We start from the raw sequence: 18,516 nt of genomic DNA, 5'->3' as shown, positions 1-18,516 counted from the left end.
ACCCTGGGGGAAACGAACCCCGGAGGCCCCCCGGGCACCATCGGGGCGGGGCCGCCCGGGCCCCGTACACGACCGCCTGAAGGGACCGGCCGGTGGTGGCCGGGGAAGGCCCCCCGACCCGGTGAGGCCGTCCGCCGCCGTGCCCGCCGAAGGCCGCTGCGGGGCCTCCGGCGGCTCGCCCGGGGCGGCTTTCTCCACGAGTTCCGCCGAGTGGTCGCCGCAGCAGTACGTGCGTACCGCACGGCCCCGTCTCAGCCTCCCGGCCGACCCGGTGGATCGCCCGTGCCGCCCTCCCGCCGGCGGCGGCGGTGGGCCGCGACGCGGGCGCGGGAGGCGCAGGTGGCGGAGCAGTAGCGGCGGGCGCTGCCGGGGCCGGTGTCCAGGTGGAAGGCGGAGCAGCCTGGGGCGGCGCACTCGCCCCAGGCGGCGCGGCCGTACTCGGTGACGATCTGCGCCAGGGCCAGGGCACTCGTGGCCAGGAACCAGTCGGCCCAGCCCGCGTCCTCGCCCCGGTCGACGTGGAGGTGCCAGGGATGGCGTCCGCCGTGGTCGGTCAGTCGGGGGCGGGCACCGCACTCGGCGAGGATCCCGTTGAGCGCGCGAGCGGCCCGGCCGGTGTCGGTCTCGGCCAGTACGACCGTCATACGGGCGACGGCGGAGCGCAGTTCGGCCGCGCAGGCCGGGGGGAACGCCTCCTCGGTGAGGTCCTCGGGCCGCTCACCGTGTCGCGTGAGCAGTCCGGTCAGTTCCTCCCAGGGCAGTTCCGGGTCGGCGCGCAGCGCGTTGGCGAGGTCGACCAGCCGCCGGGCCGACTGGAATCCGCGTCCGGTGACCACGTCGTTCACTCGCCTCTCCCTTCGCCCGCCTCGCACAAGGTAACGTCTTTTTCCAAAATGGCGTTACACGCTGGAGGCGCCTGTGCGTGCGCACACCGGGCTGAGGCCCTATCTGGCCACCGCCCTCCTCGCGCGGCTTGCCGGTGAGGGCATGGCGGTGGCCGTGGTGATGCTGGCGATGCACCGCACCGGCAGCGCCGCCCAGGGCGCGTTCGTGCTCACCGCCTGGATGGCGCCGCACGTACTGGTCGCGCCGTTGACGGGGGCGCTGGCCGAACGGGCCCGCAGCCCCCGGCTGTTCTACCTGGGTGCGCTGGGCGGCATGGCGGCCGGCATCACGGTACTGGCGGCGATCACCGGACGCGCTCCCCTGCCCGTGGTGCTGGCCGTCGCCCCCCCCCGCGCCCGGCGGCGGGGGGGGGGGCCCCCCCCCCCCCTCGGCGGCGGCTGCGGGCCGGTGGCCACCGGCGGGCTGTCCGGCCTGGTGGCCCGTCTGGTGCCCGAGGGTGCTGACCGCGACCGCGCGTACGCCCTGGACGCGGCCACCTACAACGCTGTGTCGGTGGCCGGTCCCGCCCTGGTGAGCGTGATCGCCGCGCTGGCCTCGCCCGCCCCTGCCGTTTTGCTGCTGGCCGTTTCGGCGGCGGGTGCGGCCGTCACCGCGGCGGCGCTGCCGTACGGGCGGGCGAATCCGGGCGAAAGCGGGGACGGGACCGCGGCACCCGGCCCGGACTCCCGCAGGACGCTGCGGGCCGATCTCGGGGCGGGCCTGACAGCGGTGTGGCGCGTGCGGGAGCTGCGGGCGGCCACCGCCGCCACCTCCCTGGCCTTCGTGGGCGTCGGCGGTCTGACCACCACCGCGGTGCTGCTGGCCGGCGACCGGGGCCGCCCGGACGCCGGGGGTGTGCTGATGACGGCGCTGGCGCTCGGGGCGCTGACGGGTTCCCTGGCGGTGGCCCGGTGGCTGCGGTCCTTCCCCGCCCGGCGTCTGGTCCCCCTCTGCCTGACCGGCGCGGGCCTGGGTCTGGCCGCCGCCGCTGCCGCGCCCTCGTTCGCCGTGCAGGCGGCGCTGTTCGCGGTGGCGGGCGTCTTCGAGGGGCCGCTGCTGAGCGCCACGCTGCGCATCCGCGCCGACCACTCCCCGTCCGGGGTGCGGGCGCAGGTCTTCACCATCGGGGCGGGGCTGAAGATCTCGGCGGCGGCCTGCGGTTCGGCACTCGCCGGGGCCGCGGCCGGGCTGCCGCCGCACCTGTTGCTGCTGGGGATCGCGGCCCTCCAGTTCGCCGCCGCCGGACTCCACCGCCTCCTGAGTCCCCGTCCGCGCCCGGCCGGGAAGCCGGCCACCCGGGCCGGTGTTCCGGCCCGCGGGCAGCGAACCTCCGGCTGAAGCCTCCGCGCCGGGGGTGTTCAGCCGTACGCGCCGGCACCGGGCGGGCATTGGCCTTGGCCCCCGTCCGTTGTACGGATCCGACACCCGCCACCCATACGGCCGTACCAATAGGGCAGTCTTGTCCCGTGCCAGAACCCACTCAGACACCAGCACCCGACAAGCAGCGCCCCCACCCGCACCCCGCGACGCTACGGCGGCTGGAGCAGTCCTCCGGCAAGCTGGCCGCCGCGGCCCTCACCCGCATGGGGGAGCAACTGCCCTGGTACCGGGCGATGCCGCCGGAGAACCGGTCGTGGATCGGACTGGTGGCGCAGGCGGGCATCGCGGCGTTCACCGAGTGGTTCCGGCACCCGGAGACACCCCAGGCGATCAGCACCGACGTGTTCGGCACCGCGCCGCGCGAGCTGACGCGGGCGATCACGCTGCGGCAGACCGTGGAGATGGTCCGCACCACCATCGAGGTCGTGGAGGCGGCGATCGACGAGGTCGCCGCGCCCGGCGACGAGAGCGTGCTGCGCGAGGCGCTGCTGGTCTACGCCCGCGAGATAGCGTTCGCCACTGCCCAGGTGTACGCGCAGGCCGCCGAGGCGCGTGGTGCGTGGGACGCGCGGCTGGAGTCGCTGGTGGTCAACGCCGTGCTCTCCGGCGAGGCCGACGAGGGTGCCGTCTCCCGCGCCGCGGCGCTGGGCTGGGGCTCCCCCGAGCATGTGACGGTCGTGCTGGGCACCGCGCCCGACGAGGACAGCGAGCTGACGGTGGAGGCGATCCGGCGCGCCTCCCGGCACGCCAAACTCCAGGTGCTGACCGGGGTGCTGGGCGACCGGCTGGTGGTCGTCGCCGGCGGCTCGGACGACCCGCTGCACGTCGCCAAGTCGCTGATCGGCCCATTCGCCGCGGGCCCGGTGGTGGCCGGTCCCGTGGTGGGCGACCTGCTGTCGGCGACGCGTTCGGCGCGGGCCGCCGCCGCCGGACTGAAGGCGTGCGCCGCGTGGCCGGACGCACCGCGCCCGGTGCTCGCGGACGATCTGCTGCCCGAACGCGCGATGGCCGCTGATCCCACCGCGCGGGCGCTACTGGTGGAGGAGGTCTACAGACCGCTCCAGGAGGCAGGGGCCGCTCTCCTGGAGACCTTGAGCGTCTATCTGGAGCAGGCGAGCAGTCTGGAGGGAGCCGCGCGGATGCTGTTCGTGCACCCCAACACCGTCCGCTACCGGCTGCGACGTGTGACGGATGTCACTGGATGGTCTCCCTCGGACGTCCGTTCGGCGTTCACGCTGCGCGTCGCGCTGATCCTGGGTCGTCTGGCGGACGGGGGCGGGCAGATATAGTCATGCCCATCGGCTTTGTCGGCATCCCACAATTCACCTGACCGTTCTTCGTGCTGGTCCCCACCGGCGTGGACCTTCGTCGACAAGAGAGAGTGTGAGAGTGCTCGTACTCGTCGCTCCCGGCCAGGGCGCCCAGACGCCCGGCTTCCTGACCCCCTGGCTCGAACTCCCCGGTGTGGCCGACCGGCTGCGCCAGTGGTCGGCGGCCATCGACCTGGACCTGGTCCACTACGGCACCGAGGCCGACGCCGAGCAGATCCGCGACACGGCCGTGGCCCAGCCGCTGCTGGTGGCCGCGGGGCTGGTCTCCGCGCAGGCGCTGCTGGACGGCGTCCCGCTGGACTCCCTCGGCGCCGTCGCGGGTCACAGCGTGGGCGAGCTGACCGCCGCCGCGATCGGCGAAGTCCTCACTCCCGAGGCCGTGATGGCGCTGGTGCGCACCCGCGGCCGGGCGATGGCCGAGGCCGCGGCCGCCACCCCGACCGGTATGACCGCCGTCATCGGCGGCGACCCGGGGACGGTGACGGCTCATCTGGAGAGGCTGGGGCTGACCGCGGCCAACGTCAACGGCGCCGGACAGATCGTCGCCGCCGGCACCGTGGAGCAGCTCGCCGCCCTGGCCGAGGACAAGCCGGAGGGGGTGCGGATGGTCAAGGCGCTGTCCGTGGCGGGCGCCTTCCACACCCGTCACATGGCTCCGGCCGTCGACGCGCTGGCGAAGGCCGTCGAGGGCGTGGCGCCCAAGGACCCGCGGGTGCCCTACGTCTCCAACCGGGACGGGCGGACGGTCGCCGACGGCGGCGAGGTCGTACGGCGGCTGGTGCGGCAGGTCGCCGGGCCGGTCCGCTGGGACCTGTCCATGGAGACGTTCGAGGAGATGGGCGTCACCGCGCTGATCGAGGTGTGCCCCGGCGGCACCCTCACCGGTCTGGCCAAACGTGCCCTGCCGGGTGTGAGGACGCTGGCACTGAAGACCCCCGAGCACCTCGACGCGGCCCGTGAGCTGATCGCCGAGCACGCCTCTCCCGCGGCCCAGCGGCCGGACAGCAGTCGATAGGAGCTTGCGAGAGCATGACCGCGAAGATCAGGCCCGCGAAGGGCGCACCGTACGCGCGCATCCTCGGCGTCGGCGGCTACCGCCCGACCCGCGTGGTGCCCAACGAGGAGATCCTCAAGCACATCGACTCGTCCGACGAGTGGATCCGCTCCCGTTCGGGCATCACCACCCGTCACTGGGCCGGCCCGGAGGAGACCGTCGCCGAGATGACGCTCGCCGCGGCGGGCAAGGCCATCGCGGCCGCGGGGATCACTCCCGAGCAGATCGGCGCGGTCGTGATCTCGACCGTCTCCCACTTCAAGCAGACGCCCTCGATCGCCACCGAGGTCGCCCACCGGCTGGGCACCGGCAAGGCCGCCGCCTTCGACATCTCGGCGGCCTGCGCGGGCTTCGGCTACGGCCTGACCATCGCCAAGGGCCTGGTGGTGGAGGGCAGCGCGGAGCACGTGCTGGTCGTCGGTGTCGAACGGCTGTCGGACCTGACGGACCTGACGGACCGCACCACCGCCTTCCTCTTCGGCGACGGCGCCGGGGCGGTCGTCGTCGGCCCGTCCGAGGAACCCGCCATCGGTCCCGCGGTATGGGGGTCGGAGGGCGACAAGGCGGACGTCATCGCACAGACGGTGCCGTGGGACGACTACCGCGAGGGCACGGTCGAGAAGTTCCCGGCGCTCCGCCAGGAAGGCCAGACGGTCTTCCGCTGGGCCGTCTTCGAGATGGCCAAGGTCGCCCAGCAGGCGCTGGAGGCGGCCGGGATCACCGCCGACGACCTGGACGTCTTCATTCCGCACCAGGCCAACATGCGGATCATCGACTCGATGGTGAAGACCCTCAAACTGCCGGAGCACGTCACGGTCGCCCGCGATGTGGAGACCACCGGCAACACCTCGGCCGCCTCCATCCCGCTCGCCATGGAGCGGCTGCTGGCGACCGGGCAGGCGAGGAGCGGCGACACCGCACTCGTCATCGGCTTCGGGGCGGGTCTCGTCTACGCGGCGACGGTCGTTACCCTCCCATAGCCGGATGTTCCGCACCGCAGTACACCGGACCACAACCCACCACGCATAACACGACACGAAGGAGCGCCACCATGGCCGCCACCAAGGAAGAGATCGTCGAGGGTCTCGCCGAGATCGTCAACGAGATCGCCGGCATCCCGACCGAGGACGTCCAGCTGGACAAGTCCTTCACCGACGACCTGGACGTCGACTCGCTGTCCATGGTCGAGGTCGTCGTCGCCGCCGAGGAGCGCTTCGGCGTCAAGATCCCGGACGACGACGTCAAGAACCTCAAGACCGTCGGCGACGCGGTGGACTACATCCTCAACCACCAGGACTGACCGGTCCGCACGCCCGTCGAAGCGTTTGTCGCCACCCGTCCCGCGGTGGCGGATGCCCGCACTTTCCCTACCAGTGGAGAAATTCCTGTGAACGCGACCCACCACACCGTGGTCGTCACCGGTGTCGGCGCAACCACACCGCTGGGTGGCGACAGCGCATCGACGTGGGAGGGCCTGCTCGCCGGCCGCTCCGGGGTCAGGGCCCTGGAGCAGGAGTGGGCGGCCGGACTGCCCGTGAGGATCGCCGCGCGGGCGGCGGTCGACCCCTCCGACGTCCTGCCCCGCCCGCTCGCCCGCAAGCTGGACCGCTCGGCGCAGTTCGCGCTGATCGCGGCCCGCGAGGCGTGGGCGGACGCCGGCTACGAGGGCAGGGCCGGGGAGAACGGGCAGGTGGACCCGGGCCGGCTCGGCACCGTCGTCGCCTCCGGCATCGGCGGCGTCACCACCCTGCTCGACCAGTACGACGTGCTCAAGGAGAAGGGCGTCCGGCGCGTCTCCCCGCACACCGTGCCGATGCTGATGCCCAACGGCCCCTCGGCCAACGTGGGCCTGGAGGTGGGCGCCCAGGCGGGCGTGCACGCTCCGGTCAGCGCCTGCGCCTCGGGCGCCGAGGCGGTGGGCTACGCCGTGGAGATGATCCGCACCGGGCGCGCCGACGTGGTCGTCGCTGGCGGCACCGAGGCGGCGATCCACCCGCTGCCCATCGCGGCGTTCGCCAACATGATGGCGCTGTCGAAGAACGAGGGGGACCCGGCGAAGGTCTCGCGCCCCTACGACAAGGCCCGCGACGGCTTCGTGCTCGGCGAGGGCGCGGGCGTCGTGGTACTGGAGTCGGCCGAGCACGCGGCCCGGCGCGGCGCCAGGGTCTACTGCGAGGTGCTGGGGCAGGGGCTGTCCGCGGACAACCACCACATCGCACAGCCCGAGCCGGGCGGCCGGGGCATCGCCGACGCCCTGCAGGGCCTGCTGGAGAGCACCCGTCTCAACCCCTCGGAGATCGCGCACCTCAACGCGCACGCCACCTCCACCCCGCAGGGCGACGTCGCCGAGATCAAGGCACTGCGCAAGGTGCTGGGCTCCGACCTGGACCACGTCGCCATCTCCGCCACCAAGTCCATGACCGGCCACCTGCTGGGCGGCGCGGGCGGCATCGAGACGGTGGCGACGGTGCTGGCGCTGCACCACCGCACGGCTCCGCCGACCATCAACGTCGACGAGCTGGACGAGGAGATCGACGCCGACATCGTGGCCGGCGGACCGCGCCCGCTGGGCGAGGGGCCGCTGGTGGCGATCAACAACTCCTTCGGCTTCGGCGGCCACAACGTCGTCGTGGCCTTCCGCACCGCCTGAGGCTGCCTGGCGCGACAGGCTCGCGCACCGGCGCGGGGGGGGGGGGGGCGGGGGCCGCGCGCGAGCGGGGCGCCCCCGCGGGAGGGGCCCCGCGGGCCCAGCACCGGCGGCCCACATCGGCGTCCGGGGGAGTCCGCGGGGCCCCGGACGGGAGCGCGGCTCCGGAGGGCGGAGAGCGGAAACGGAGGCCGGGCCGGCGCGCAGGCGTCCGTGGGCCGTCACCGCGCCCGTCCGCGCCGGGGTCAGACCACCTGGTGCAGCCAGCGCACCGGGGCGCCCTCGCCCGCGTAGCGGAAGGGCTCCAGCTCGTCGTCCCAGGGCTTGCCGAGGAGTCTGGAGATCTCGGCCTCCAGCTCGGTCTCGCCACGCGCGGCGCGGTCCATGGCGGCGCGCAGTCTGTCCTCGGGGATGAGGATGTCGCCGTGCATGCCGGTGACGGCGTGGAAGATGCCCAGCTCGGGGGTGGAGCTGTAGCGCTCGCCCTCGGCGGTGGAGCAGGGCTCGGAGGTGACCTCGAAGCGGAGCATGCGCCAGCCGCGCAGCGCGGAGGCGAGTTTGGAGGCGGTGCCCGGTTCGCCCTGCCAGGACAGCTCCGCACGCCAGGTGCCCGGCGAGGCGGGCTGCTTGATCCAGTCGAGGCTGACGCGGGCGCCGAGCACTCCCGCGACGGCCCATTCCACGTGCGGGCACAGCGCGCGGGGGGCGGAGTGCACGTACAGAACTCCACGTGTCGTCACCGGGACCTCCTGTGTGGTTCGAGTGCGACCTTCCGTGGCGGCCTCGAATCCCTGCCGGCCTTGCGCCGGGTCACCGGTTGACATCTTGCCCCGTCGGTCACATGTCCTCCGGCTCCCGAAGTTACGAACAGTAAACACTATCCGTGCCGATTCTCCCTAAAAGGGACAGCAAGTGACGCGATGTAATCTGTCAAACGTGTCCGGCGGCCATTTTCGGACCGTCACGGCAAAAGCTACCGTGCCGCGGCACCCATGGGGTGACGTACCGTCGGCCGGGGCGGTCAACCCACCCGTCCGAACCATCACCCCACCGGGACACCGGAAGGAACGGGGGGAGCACCCGTGCGGGACAACACGCCGTCCGGCCGTCCGCCGACGGGACGCACACGCCGCGGGGGGCTGCCGCCCGTCGCCTGGGCCGCCGTCGCCGCCACCGCGGCCCTCGCCGTGTTCGTCGTGTTCGCCGTGTTCGCCGTGTCGTGCGGCGGCTCCGGTGGTGGTGCGCCGCACTCCCGGGGCGCGCCCGCCGGGGCCCGCCCCTCCCCTTCCCCATCGCCCGCGTGGGACACCGGCCCCGATTCGCTGGCGGCCCTGGGCGACTCCATCACCCGCGCCTTCGACGCCTGTTCCCTGCTGGACGACTGCCCGGAGGCGTCCTGGGCCACCGGTACCTCCCCGGAGGTGGACAGCCTGGCGCGGCGGCTGGGCGTCCCCGCCGCCGCGGCCTGGAACCACGCGCGCTCCGGCGCCCTGATGGCCGAGCTGCCCGCCCAGGCGCGGAAGGCGGCGGCGCACCGGCCGGAGCTGGTGACGGTGCTGATCGGCGCGAACGACGCCTGCCGGCCGACGGTGGAACGGATGACGCCGGTGGAGGAGTTCCGCGCCGACTTCACCGAGGCGCTGCGCACCCTGCGCCGGTCCTCGCCCAAGACCCAGGTGTACGTGGCCGGCGTACCCGACCTGGAGCGGCTGTGGGAGCTGGGCCGGTCCCACCCGGTGGCCGCGCGGGTGTGGCAGCTGGGCATCTGCCCGTCGATGCTGGGCGGGGCGGGCGCCCCGGACGCCGCGGCGGCGGAGCGCCGCGCGAAGGTGTCGGCGCGGGTGGGGGCGTACAACGCCGCGCTGGCGGAGGTCTGCGAGCGCACGGAGCGCTGCCGTCACGACGGCGGTGCGGTGCACGGCCACCGCTTCACCGCCCGCGAGCTGAGCTCCTGGGACTGGTTCCACCCCGGCCCGGAGGGCCAGCGCGTACTCGCCAAGATCGCCCACCGGCAGATCACCGCCGAGCGTCCGCCCGCCTGAGCGGCGGAAACCGGCGCCCACTCCACTGACTCCGGTCGAGCCCCGTCATTGCATTCACGCCAGCATTTCGAACGCATGACGAAATACCGAGCATCAGAGAAGGCCGGCCGCTGTGCGCATCACCGGGATCAGCACGCATGTCGTCGGCACTCCGTGGCGCAATCCGGCCTATGTCCGGGTACACACCGAGGAGGGACTCACCGGCGTCGGCGAGACCCGGATGCTCGGGCACACCGACGCCCTGGTCGGCTATCTGCGCGAGGCCGAGGCGAACCACATCGCCGGATCCGACCCCTTCGCGGCCGAGGACCTGGTGCGGCGCACGAAGTACGGCGGCTACGGGCGCGCCGGGGAGATCGTGATGTCCGGCATCGCCCGCGTGGAGATGGCCTGCTGGGACATCAAGGGCAAAGCGCTGGGCGTGCCCGTGTGGCAGCTGCTGGGCGGCAGGGTGACCGACCGGGTCAAGGCGTACGCCAACGGCTGGTACACCGTCGAGCGCACTCCGCAGGCGTTCCACGAGGCGGCCCTGAAGGTCGTCGGACGCGGTTACCGTGCGCTCAAGCTCGACCCGTCCGGCACCGGCCACTTCGAGCTGGACCACGCCGAGACGCTGCGCTCGGTGGCCCTGCTGGAGCCGGCCGCCGTGGCGGCGGCGGTGCTGGCGGGCGGGCCGCGCCCGGGCGAGCGGATCGCCGTGGTCGGGGCGGGCACGCTCGGACTGCTGGCCGTGCAGTTGCTGGCCGCGGTCTCCCCCGCCGAACTGCTGGTCGCCGATCCCCGCACCGAGCGCGCCGAGCAGGCCCTGCCCATGGGCGCCACCGGGATGTGCGACCCGGCCGGGACCGGCGGCCTGCGCGGCCGCTACGACCTGGTGGTGGAGACAGCCGGCGCGCCCACCACCGCCCATGACTCCTGTCTGCTGGCCCGGCGCGGCGGGCGGGTGGCGCTGACCGGACTGCCCGGGCCCGGCGCGCGGGGCATCGATCCCGTCCGTCTGTCCGTCAGCCGGCTCACCGTCCGGTCCGTCTTCGGCGCCCCGCCGGCCGCCTGGGCCCATGCGGTGCGGGCCTTCGGCGCGGGGCTGCTCACACCCGCGCCCCTGATCACCCACGAGCTGCCGCTGGAGGACTTCGCCGCGGCCGTCGCGCTGGTCGGCGGCGGCGATCCGGGGGTCGGCAAGGTCATACTGCGGCCCTGACCCCGTCCTTTCCGGCCGCTCGCGGCCCCGGCCCACACCTTCGATCACGAACAACGTACGAGATGTCGAACGTCAGTGAACCAGGGAGCATCGTGACCGACGCGTCCATCAAGCCCTCCGGTCCCCGCCGCCCCGGCGGGGCCGCCCTCACCTCCCTCGGCCATCCCTGTCCCGACCGGGACCCCTCCGACTCCTCTCCGCACGCCTTTCCCGACGGCGGCGCCTGACGCACCGAGATCCCCTCCGTCGAGGGACCGGAGGCGCTGGCGACGGTGCTGAAGGAGGCCGAGGTCCTGGACGTCCCCGTCCACCGCGTCAGCCAGGGCAGCGGCGTGTGGATGCTGACCGACGCCGAGATCTCCGAGATGGCCGGCGCCTGCGCCGAACGGAACGTGGAGCTGTGCCTGTTCACCGGGCCGCGCCGTACCTGGGACGCCGGCGCCGGCACCCGTACGCCCTCCGGCGGCGCGGGGCTGCGCGCCCGCGGCCACGACGCGCTCGCCGGGTGCGTCGAGGACGCCGTACGCGCCACCGAACTCGGTGTGCGCTGCCTGCTGGTGGCCGACGAGGGCGTGCCGCACACGCTGCACCGGCTGCGGACGCGCGGCGTCCTGCCGGCCGACACCACCTTGAAGGTGTCGGCGCTGATCGGCCCGGTGAACCCCGCCTCGTACGCCGTCTTCGGGCGGCTGGGCGCCGACTCGATCAACGTGCCGTCCGACCTGAGCCTGGAGCACCTGACCGAGATCCGCCGGGTCAGCCGCGCCCCGATGGACTTCTACCTGGAGGCTCCCGACGACCTCGGCGGCTATGTGCGGATGTACGACGCCGCCGAGCTGATCCGGCGCGGCGCTCCGGTCTACCTCAAGTTCGGGCTCAGCAAGGCCCCCCGCCATCCACCCCTACGGCGCGCGCCTGCGCGACGTGACCCCGGAGACCGCCCGCGAGCGGGTCCGCCGTGGCCGGCTCGCCCTGGATCTGCTGGCCCGCCTCGGCACCGGGGACGGGATGTCCCCGCCCGGCTCCCGTCTGCCCGGCCCCCTGAACCGCTTCCCGGAAGAACCCGACCCCTCCCCCGGGGCGGTACGGGCTCCGGCGGCTCCGCCGGTGGCACGGGTGCCGGGGCGCTGCTGCTGCGGACCGTGCGCTCCAACATGCGGCAGTACGGGATGCTCGTCGCGCTGGCGCTGATCGTCGTGCTGTTCCAGATCTGGACCGACGGCAACCTGCTCAAACCCGTCAACGTCTCCAACACGGTGCTGATCGGCGTGGTCGCGGTGGCGGTCGTGCTGTTCCAGGATTGACGTCCTCTCCCGCCTGGAGGCGGGAGATCCCCTCCCTGGCGTCCGTCGAGACGGCTCGCCTTGAGTCGGGTTCCTGTTTCATCGGGTCCTGCCCTGCCGAAGCCGGGTCTTACGGTCCCTCCGCAGGCGTTTCAGTTGTCCGCACGTCCTGCGGTCAACACGATGCGGGCCGCGTTCACGTCCCGGTCGTGGGTGGTCTGGCACCCCTCGCACGTCCACTCCCGGACGCTGAGGGGCTTGGGCCCGTCGATGACGAAGCACACGGAGCACGTCTGCGAGGACTTCGAAACGGAGCTGGTCGAGTTCAACGGCGAGTCCAACCACGTGCACCTCCTCGTGAACTTTCCGCCGAAGGTCGCGATCTCGAAGCTGGTCAACTCGCTCAAGGGCGTCAGCTCGCGCCGGTTGCGGCAGGAGTTCCCGGACCTCGTCCAGCACTACTGGCGGGCTCAGCGCCTGTGGTCCGGGGCGTACTTCGCCGGATCCGTCGGGGGGCTCCGCCAGCGGCGGTCCGCCGGTACATCGAGCAGCGGAACCGGCCGCTCCGACCCTTGTCGTGGGCGCGGGTTGACAGTGCGGATTCGTGCCCACGGCTGGGGTCAGAGCAGCCCTGAGAAGCGATTCCCTACCGGCCTGAAGGCCGGTACTCCCTCGCTAGATCCTGGTGGCGGCGGTGGTGGCGTTCACCCTGACGCTGACCAGCTACCGGGGCGTCCCGGTGGTGCTGCTGATCATGTGCGGCATCCTGATCGGGCTGGGGTTCGTGATGCGCAACGCCGTCGTCGGCCGCCACGTGTACGCCCTCGGCGGCAACCGTGCCGCGGCCAGGCTGTCGGGCGTGAAGGACAAGCGGGTCACGTTCGCGGTCTTCGTCAACATGGGCGTGCTGGCGGCGCTGGCGGGCTGCGTGTACGCCGCCCGGCTGAACGCGGGCACCCCGCAGGCGGGTATCAACTTCGAGCTGGAGGCGATCGCCGCCGCGTTCATCGGCGGAGCCTCGATGAGCGGCGGTGTGGGTACCGTGCTCGGGGCCGTCATCGGCGGTCTGGTGCTCGGTGTGTTCAACAACGGCATGTCCCTGGTGGGCATCGGCACCGACTACCAGCAGGTCATCAAGGGTCTGGTCCTGCTGGCGGCGGTGGGATTCGACGTCTGGAACAAGAGGAAGGTGGGCTCGTGAGCACCAGCAGACGCGGTGTGATCGGCGCGGCCGGGCTGGCAGCGGCGGTGACCGCGGGACCGGGCGCGGGAGCCGCGCAGGCGAAGCCGGGCGGGCCGTCCGCGCCCCGCCGCGCCCGCTTCGGCGAACTGGCGGACGGCACGGAGGTGGACGTCTGGACGCTGTCGTGCGGAGGCACCCGGCTGCGGGTGCTGTCCTACGGGGGCATCGTGCAGTCCCTGGAGGTGCCCGACCGGCACGGCCGGCTCGCCAACATCTCGCTCGGCTTCTCCGATCCGGCCTCCTACGAGGCCCGCTCCCCCTACTTCGGCGCGCTCATCGGCCGCTACGGCAACCGCATCGCACAAGGCCGCTTCACCCTGGACGGCAAGGCCTACGAGCTGCCGCGCAACGACGGCGACAACACCCTGCACGGCGGCGACCGGGGCTTCGACAAGCGGATCTGGTCGGTGAAGCCGTTCACCCGGCGCGGCGAGACGGGGCTGGTGCTGACGCGCACCAGCGAGGACGGCGAGATGGGCTTCCCCGGAAGGCTGGAGGTCCGGGTGGAGTACGCGCTGGACCACCGCGGCGACTTCCGCATCGACTACGAGGCCACCACCGACAAGCCCACCGTCGTCAACCTCACCAACCACACCTACTTCAACCTCGCCGGCGAGGGCTCCGGCGGCGTCCTGGACCACGAACTGGAGCTCGCGGCCTCCCGCTACACGCCGGTGGGCGAGACGCTGATCCCCACCGGCGAGCTGAAGCGGGTGGCGGGCACGCCCTTCGACTTCCGGCGGGCCAAGCCGATCGGGACGGACATCCGCAAGGCCCACCCGCAGATCCTGTACGGGCAGGGGTACGACCACAACCTGGTGCTGGACAAGGGCATCACCGCCGGGCCCGAGCACTTCGCCACCGTCCGCGAGCCGGTCTCGGGCCGGGTGATGCGGATCGCCACCACCGAGCCGGGCGTGCAGTTCTACAGCGGCAACTTCCTCGACGGCACCCTGGAGGGCACCTCCGGGCGGGTCTACCGACAGGGCGACGGCTTCTGCCTGGAGACCCAGCACTTCCCCGACTCCCCCAACCAGCCGTCGTTCCCCACCACCGTGCTGCGGCCGGGGCGCACCTACCGCTCCACGACCGTCCACTCCTTCTCCAGGGAGTAGACCGGACAGCACGGTGGGGGCGGGGGTGGTCCGGACCGCCCCGCCCCCGCCGTGCCGCAAGCCTGTCGGGCCCTCGGACGAGCCGGATCATGTTCCACGACATCGGTTCCAGGGTGGCGCGCAGCACCCCACGGCCCGGTGGGGCTGGTGGAGCGGCCGACGCGGATGCTGTAGGTGCTGTCGGTGCCGGCGATGTTGTCGTCGCCCAGCCTCATCTTCAGGCCCAGCAGCACCGGCCGGACCAGGAAGAGCGCGTACAGCAGCAGGAAGGGTGCGGTGAAGACCAGACCGTGCTCGGTCCAGCGGCGCCCCGCTGTCAGGGGGCCGCTCCCGGTGCGGGCGGCCGTCCGGGCCGGTGGCACCGGGGCAGTGGGCGTGGTCGCGGTCAAGCGTCGCCTCCGAGCGGGTTGGGGGTGTCGAGCAGGGCCTGGAGCCGGTCCCTGGCTTCGTCGAGGGCGCCCTGTGGGCTGCGGGAACCGGTGAGCACCCCGGAGAGGACCGCGCCGAGCTCGATCCACATGGACGACGCCGAGCCCGCGAACCAGGCGGGCGGGTCCAGGACGACGTCGTCGATCACCGACCGGTACTCCGACCGGGGTTCCAGTTCGAGGTAGCCGGGCTTCTCCAGGGTGGGGAGGTAGGCGGGGACATGGCCGCCCTTGGCCCACTCGACGGTGTTCTTCAGCGTCCAGGCGACGAAGGCGTGGGCCGCCTCGTTGCCCTCGCCGCCGCGGTCTCCCTGGTGCGGGAGGAGGAAGCAGTGGGAGTCGGCCCGGGCGGTGGGCCGCCCGAACAGGCCCGGCACCCGGGTCATGGAGAACGGCAGGTCCAGGTTGGCGAAGGTGCTGACCTCCCACTCGCCTCCCGGGAGGAAGGCGGTCTCCCCGCCGCCGAAGACGCCGACCGTGCCGTTGCGGTCGAGGCGGCGGTGGGCCAGGCCCTCCTCGGTGAGCCGCCGCATGAAACGCAGCACCTTCAGCGCCCTGGCGTCGTCGACGGTGATGCGGGTGGCGGTCTCGTCCAGCAGGGTGCCGCCGGTCCGGGAGTAGAGGGTGGAGAACAGCCGCCAGGGTCCGACGGTGCCGGCGCCGAGGGTCTCGACGGCCAGTCCGGGCCTGCCGGTGGCCTCTCCGGCGGCGCGCAGCGCGGCGGCGAACTCCTCGGCGCCGCGGATCGGCTTCAGTTTCCCGTCCGCTCCGAGCAGTCCGGCCTCCTCCCAGATGCCGGTGTTGTAGCAGAGGACCACCGGGTGGGTGTCGAGCGGGACGGCGTACTGAGCCCCGTCGATCCGGCCGCGCCGCCACAGATCGGCGGGGAAGTCGCTCTCGATGAGGCCGTGTTCGGCCAGCAGGCCGAGGTCGAAGGGGTCGAGCAGCCGGCCGGGCCGAAGCCGGGCAGCCGCGTCAGGTGCAGGGCGGCGACCTCGGGGGCCCGGCCGCCGGCCCCCGCCATGCCGAGCTTGGTGTAGTACGGGGCGCCCCACTGGAGCGTGGAGGCATGGAGGGCGATCTCGGGGTGCGCGGCGCGGAAGGCGTCCAGCATCGTCTGCATGTTGACGCCGTCGCCGCCACCGTAGAGGTGCCAGAAGCGAAGCCTGGTGCGGCCCGCTCCCACCGCGGTGGGAGCGGCGCATCCCGAGGCGCCCGCGATCCCGGTGGCCGTCATGGCGGCCAGAGCGGCCACGCCGCCGAGCACACGCCGCCGGCCGGGGGTGCGGTCCGGCAGGGAGGTTCGGCGCATACGATCCACCCTCGCGTTCTAAATTTCGGATACTGATCGACTATTCGAACAAAAAGCAGAATCGAACACCGTTCGCATCAATGGTTTGAACAGAAACGGCCTCGGGCGCACGAGAGCCGGCGAACGGCTCCGGCGGCGCTCCTGCCCGCGGACATGGAAGGCCGCCCCGGCGGCACCGGAGCGGCCTTCCTCACGCGCGCGTCGGGTGCGCCGCACGACTCACCGGTTCATACCCTGGTCGTGTCCGGTCACCTCTGGCCGCACCTCAGGCGATGTCGAGCACGACCTCGACGTTCCCCTCGGTCGCCCGCGAGTACGGGCACACCTGGTGGGCCTTCTTCACCAACTGGAGAGCCGCTTCCCGGTCCAGGCCCGGTATGGAGGTGGTGAGCTCGACCCTGAGGCCGAAACCGCCGTCGTCCGTCTTGCCCAGGCCGACCCGTGCGGTCACGGTCGATCCGGAGATGTCCGCCTTCTCGCGGCGGGCGACGACACCGAGCGCGCTCTGGAAGCAGGCGCTGAAGCCGGCGGCGAAGAGCTGCTCGGGGTTGGTGCCGTCGCCGCTTCCGCCCAGCTCCCTGGGCGGGTTGACGACGACATCGAGCCTGCCGTCGTCGGTGGCGACCCGACCGTCGCGGCCGTTCTCGGCGGTGGCGACGGCGGTGTAGAGGACATCGGCGGGCTGAGCGGGCATGAGGATCCTCCTGTGTCGGACTGCGTGAACATGCGTCGATTCATGCCGAAGTCGCCTGCGCTCGGCGCTCGGCGCGCCGGGGAAGGGACGCGGCCGGAGCACGCGGCTTCAAGGGCGCCCGGCTCCTCCGGCGGCCCGTCAGCCGTCCAGGCTGACGATCATCTTTCCGACGTTCCGGCCGCGGAGCATGCCGAGGAAGGCGTCCACCGCGTTCTCGATGCCCTGGACGACCGTCTCGTGGTACTTCAGCTCCCCGGAGCGGATCCAGGCCGAGACCTCCTCGACGAACCGCGGCCGCAGATCCGAGTGGTCGCCCACGAGCATGCCCTGGATCCTCAGCCGCTTGCCGATGACCATCGCGAGGTTGCGCGGAGCCGCGGGCGGCTCGGTGGCGTTGTACTGGGCGATCATGCCGCAGACCACGACACGGCCGTGCGTCCTGAGCGAGCCGATCGCCGCCTCCAGGTGCTCACCGCCGACGTTGTCGAAGTAGACGTCGATCCCCTCGGGCGCGGCCTCCTTCAGCTGCCGGGCCACCGGGCCGTTCTTGTAGTTGAAGGCGGCGTCGAAGCCGTACTCCCCGGTGAGGAGTGCGGCCTTCTCGTCCGAGCCGGCGCTGCCGACGACGCGGGAGGCCCCCTTGAGCCGGGCGATCTGGCCGACCTGGCTGCCGACCGCTCCCGCCGCCCCCGAGACGAAGACGGCGTCGCCCTCCTCGAAGGAGGCGACCTCCAGCAGTCCGGCGTAGGCGGTCAGCCCGGGCATGCCGAGCACCCCGAGATAGGTGGTCAGCGGCGCCAGTTCGGCGGATACCTTCGCCGCGTGCCCCGCCTCCAGCGTGGCGTACTCGCGCCAGCCCAGGCCGTGCAGCACGTGGTCGCCCGGGGCGAATCCCTCGGCCTCGGAGGCGATGACGACGCCGACCGCCCCGCCGTCCATCGGCCGGCCCAGTTCGAACGGCGCTGCGTAGGACTTGACGTCGTCCATCCTGCCCCGCATGTACGGGTCGACCGAGAGGTGGAGATTGCGCACCAGGATCTGACCGGCGCCCGGGGCCCGTACGGGAGCCTCGCGCAGCGCGAACCCCTCCGGCGACGGCCATCCCCGCGGGCGGGCGGTCAGGTGCCACTCGCGTCCGGTGGTGGGCAAGGTCATGGAAAACGCCTCCATATGCTTCAGGTTGTGAAACAACCATCCCCTCGATGTTTCATGTTGTCAAGCAAACCGGTATTCTGGGGTCATGGCCTCCCGTTCCGCCCCAGTTTCCGCCACCGCCGCCGACCCCCTCACCCTCGAGGTCGTCGAGCTGATCGGCTCCGTCGTCGACCGCTTCCTCCAGGAGTACGACGAGGCCGCCGCCAGGCACTCCCTGACCGGAGCCCAGGCGCGGCTGCTCGCGCTGCTCCACCTCCAGAGCCTGCCGATGCGGGAGATAGCCCGGCGGCTGAAGTGCGAGCCCTCCAACGTCACGGGCATCGTCGACCGGCTGGAGTCGCGCGGTCTGGTGGAGCGGCGCCCCGACCCGGCCGACCGCCGCGTCAAGCTCGCCGCCGCCACCGAGGCGGGCCACGAGACGGCCGAACGGCTGCGCGCGTCGATGGACTTCGCCCGTGAGCCGCTGGCCGATCTCACGCCGGTGGAGCGCGCCCTCCTGCGCGACCTGCTCAGGCGCATGCTGGGCGACGCCCCCGGTGACGGCCTCCCGGACGCCTCGGCCCGCTGAGCCGGCGGAACAGGGGGTGGGACAGCACGGGACCGGGCCGGCCGGGCGGAGTCGGTCCTGCTCCGTCTAGTACTCCAGTGCGGTTTCGTGATCTATCCAGCGGGTTCGTCGACGGATCGTCGTCGGTAGTGGCTGTGTCGGGCTGTTGCCTGGTGGCGTCTGCGCCAGATTGACCAGT

General features: G+C 72.8%; 18 protein-coding genes and 4 pseudogenes. 14 read left to right on the top strand and 8 right to left on the bottom strand.

What is annotated here, in order from left to right; translation table 11 throughout:
- Positions 1-251: 251 nt before the first annotated feature.
- On the bottom strand, positions 252-845 hold the full coding sequence (locus tag AC2CJA_RS11675) for a CGNR zinc finger domain-containing protein (protein ID WP_484602600.1): 594 nt from the start codon (positions 843-845) through the stop codon (positions 252-254).
- A gap of 73 nt (positions 846-918) precedes the next feature.
- On the opposite strand from AC2CJA_RS11675, the gene AC2CJA_RS11670 reads away from it, so the two are divergent.
- The 6 genes from AC2CJA_RS11670 (at position 919) to AC2CJA_RS11645 (ending at position 7,300) form a co-directional block, all read left to right on the top strand.
- A complete protein-coding gene (locus AC2CJA_RS11670) occupies positions 919-2,223 on the top strand; it encodes an MFS transporter (RefSeq protein WP_484602599.1) in 1,305 nt (434 codons plus the stop codon).
- Positions 2,224-2,351: 128 nt separating this feature from the next.
- Entirely contained in the window at positions 2,352-3,554 is a 1,203-nt protein-coding gene (locus tag AC2CJA_RS11665) for a PucR family transcriptional regulator (protein WP_484602598.1), read from the top strand.
- 100 nt (positions 3,555-3,654) lie between these two features.
- Positions 3,655-4,611, top strand: coding sequence for an ACP S-malonyltransferase (locus AC2CJA_RS11660; RefSeq protein ID WP_484602601.1), 957 nt, complete (start codon positions 3,655-3,657; stop codon positions 4,609-4,611).
- A gap of 14 nt (positions 4,612-4,625) precedes the next feature.
- A complete protein-coding gene (locus AC2CJA_RS11655; RefSeq protein ID WP_484602597.1) occupies positions 4,626-5,630 on the top strand; it encodes a beta-ketoacyl-ACP synthase 3 in 1,005 nt (334 codons plus the stop codon).
- Positions 5,631-5,701: 71 nt separating this feature from the next.
- Complete coding sequence (locus tag AC2CJA_RS11650; RefSeq protein WP_093848993.1) at positions 5,702-5,950, top strand: acyl carrier protein; 249 nt, start codon at positions 5,702-5,704, stop codon at positions 5,948-5,950.
- An 87-nt stretch (positions 5,951-6,037) separates the two neighbouring features.
- Positions 6,038-7,300: a beta-ketoacyl-[acyl-carrier-protein] synthase family protein gene (locus AC2CJA_RS11645; RefSeq protein WP_484602596.1), complete on the top strand. Its 1,263-nt coding sequence runs from the start codon at positions 6,038-6,040 to the stop codon at positions 7,298-7,300.
- Between the two features lie 242 nt (positions 7,301-7,542).
- Here the strand turns inward: AC2CJA_RS11645 and AC2CJA_RS11640 are convergent, their stop codons facing one another.
- Complete coding sequence (locus tag AC2CJA_RS11640; protein ID WP_484602595.1) at positions 7,543-8,037, bottom strand: DUF3145 domain-containing protein; 495 nt, start codon at positions 8,035-8,037, stop codon at positions 7,543-7,545.
- Positions 8,038-8,379: 342 nt separating this feature from the next.
- Between AC2CJA_RS11640 and AC2CJA_RS11635 the strand changes: the two genes are divergently transcribed.
- The 4 genes and pseudogenes from AC2CJA_RS11635 to AC2CJA_RS11620 all read left to right on the top strand — a co-directional run.
- Positions 8,380-9,339: an SGNH/GDSL hydrolase family protein gene (locus tag AC2CJA_RS11635; protein WP_484602594.1), complete on the top strand. Its 960-nt coding sequence runs from the start codon at positions 8,380-8,382 to the stop codon at positions 9,337-9,339.
- Between the two features lie 112 nt (positions 9,340-9,451).
- Positions 9,452-10,540, top strand: a complete 1,089-nt coding sequence (locus tag AC2CJA_RS11630; protein ID WP_484602593.1) for a zinc-binding dehydrogenase — start codon at positions 9,452-9,454, stop codon at positions 10,538-10,540.
- 92 nt (positions 10,541-10,632) lie between these two features.
- Positions 10,633-11,593, top strand: a pseudogene (locus AC2CJA_RS11625) (hypothetical protein); the annotation flags it as partial.
- A gap of 56 nt (positions 11,594-11,649) precedes the next feature.
- A pseudogene (locus AC2CJA_RS11620) lies at positions 11,650-11,802 on the top strand (sugar ABC transporter permease); the annotation flags it as partial.
- A 173-nt stretch (positions 11,803-11,975) separates the two neighbouring features.
- Here the strand turns inward: AC2CJA_RS11620 and AC2CJA_RS11615 are convergent.
- A complete protein-coding gene (locus tag AC2CJA_RS11615) occupies positions 11,976-12,152 on the bottom strand; it encodes a zinc ribbon domain-containing protein (RefSeq protein WP_484602592.1) in 177 nt (58 codons plus the stop codon).
- Here AC2CJA_RS11615 and tnpA point away from each other — a divergent pair.
- The 3 genes and pseudogenes from tnpA to AC2CJA_RS11600 all read left to right on the top strand — a co-directional run.
- Positions 12,082-12,386: pseudogene (gene tnpA / locus AC2CJA_RS11610) on the top strand (IS200/IS605 family transposase); the annotation flags it as partial. The gene AC2CJA_RS11615 and the pseudogene tnpA overlap by 71 nt on opposite strands.
- Positions 12,387-12,505: 119 nt before the next feature.
- A pseudogene (locus tag AC2CJA_RS11605) lies at positions 12,506-13,024 on the top strand (ABC transporter permease subunit); the annotation flags it as partial.
- Positions 13,021-14,181 carry an aldose epimerase family protein gene (locus tag AC2CJA_RS11600; RefSeq protein ID WP_484602591.1) on the top strand — a complete coding sequence of 387 codons (1,161 nt, stop codon included), beginning with the start codon at positions 13,021-13,023 and terminating at the stop codon, positions 14,179-14,181. The pseudogene AC2CJA_RS11605 and the gene AC2CJA_RS11600, both read left to right, overlap by 4 nt.
- On the opposite strand, the gene AC2CJA_RS11595 is transcribed toward AC2CJA_RS11600, so the two are convergent.
- The 5 genes from AC2CJA_RS11595 to AC2CJA_RS11575 all read right to left on the bottom strand — a co-directional run bounded on the left by AC2CJA_RS11595 (position 14,142) and on the right by AC2CJA_RS11575 (position 17,770).
- Positions 14,142-14,570, bottom strand: coding sequence for a hypothetical protein (locus AC2CJA_RS11595; RefSeq protein WP_484602590.1), 429 nt, complete (start codon positions 14,568-14,570; stop codon positions 14,142-14,144). The two genes, AC2CJA_RS11600 and AC2CJA_RS11595, sit on opposite strands and share 40 nt — an antisense overlap.
- Positions 14,567-15,427: a type 2 periplasmic-binding domain-containing protein gene (locus tag AC2CJA_RS11590; protein WP_484602589.1), complete on the bottom strand. Its 861-nt coding sequence runs from the start codon at positions 15,425-15,427 to the stop codon at positions 14,567-14,569. The genes AC2CJA_RS11595 and AC2CJA_RS11590 overlap by 4 nt, the downstream gene beginning before the upstream one ends.
- Positions 15,361-15,921 (bottom strand): hypothetical protein, encoded by a 561-nt coding sequence (locus AC2CJA_RS11585; RefSeq protein ID WP_484602588.1) that lies wholly within the window; start codon positions 15,919-15,921, stop codon positions 15,361-15,363. Before AC2CJA_RS11585 ends, AC2CJA_RS11590 begins: the two co-directional genes overlap by 67 nt.
- Positions 15,922-16,186: 265 nt before the next feature.
- A complete protein-coding gene (locus AC2CJA_RS11580) occupies positions 16,187-16,615 on the bottom strand; it encodes an organic hydroperoxide resistance protein (RefSeq protein ID WP_484602586.1) in 429 nt (142 codons plus the stop codon).
- A gap of 138 nt (positions 16,616-16,753) precedes the next feature.
- The gene (locus AC2CJA_RS11575) at positions 16,754-17,770 is read right to left on the bottom strand and encodes an NADP-dependent oxidoreductase (protein WP_484602585.1); all 1,017 of its coding nucleotides are present in this window, start codon (positions 17,768-17,770) and stop codon (positions 16,754-16,756) included.
- Positions 17,771-17,855: 85 nt separating this feature from the next.
- Between AC2CJA_RS11575 and AC2CJA_RS11570 the strand changes: the two genes are divergently transcribed.
- Positions 17,856-18,338 carry a MarR family winged helix-turn-helix transcriptional regulator gene (locus AC2CJA_RS11570; RefSeq protein ID WP_484602584.1) on the top strand — a complete coding sequence of 161 codons (483 nt, stop codon included), beginning with the start codon at positions 17,856-17,858 and terminating at the stop codon, positions 18,336-18,338.
- The last annotated feature ends 178 nt before the right edge of the window (positions 18,339-18,516 follow it).

Source organism: Streptomyces sp. ATLC9, assembly GCF_057196705.1.
The sequence above is the reverse complement of the archived record's forward strand: the minus strand, read 5'-3'. Positions and strand labels throughout refer to the sequence as shown.

Bases quoted from the DNA above. Each gene is read 5' to 3' on its own strand.
- AC2CJA_RS11650 (WP_093848993.1), top strand. From the start codon at position 5,702: ATGGCCGCCACCAAGGAAGAGATCGTCGAGGGTCTCGCCGAGATCGTC.
- AC2CJA_RS11570 (WP_484602584.1), top strand. From the start codon at position 17,856: ATGGCCTCCCGTTCCGCCCCAGTTTCCGCCACCGCCGCCGACCCCCTC.
- AC2CJA_RS11580 (WP_484602586.1), bottom strand. From the start codon at position 16,615: ATGCCCGCTCAGCCCGCCGATGTCCTCTACACCGCCGTCGCCACCGCC.
- AC2CJA_RS11655 (WP_484602597.1), top strand. From the start codon at position 4,626: ATGACCGCGAAGATCAGGCCCGCGAAGGGCGCACCGTACGCGCGCATC.
- AC2CJA_RS11575 (WP_484602585.1), bottom strand. From the start codon at position 17,770: ATGACCTTGCCCACCACCGGACGCGAGTGGCACCTGACCGCCCGCCCG.
- AC2CJA_RS11585 (WP_484602588.1), bottom strand. From the start codon at position 15,921: ATGCGCCGAACCTCCCTGCCGGACCGCACCCCCGGCCGGCGGCGTGTG.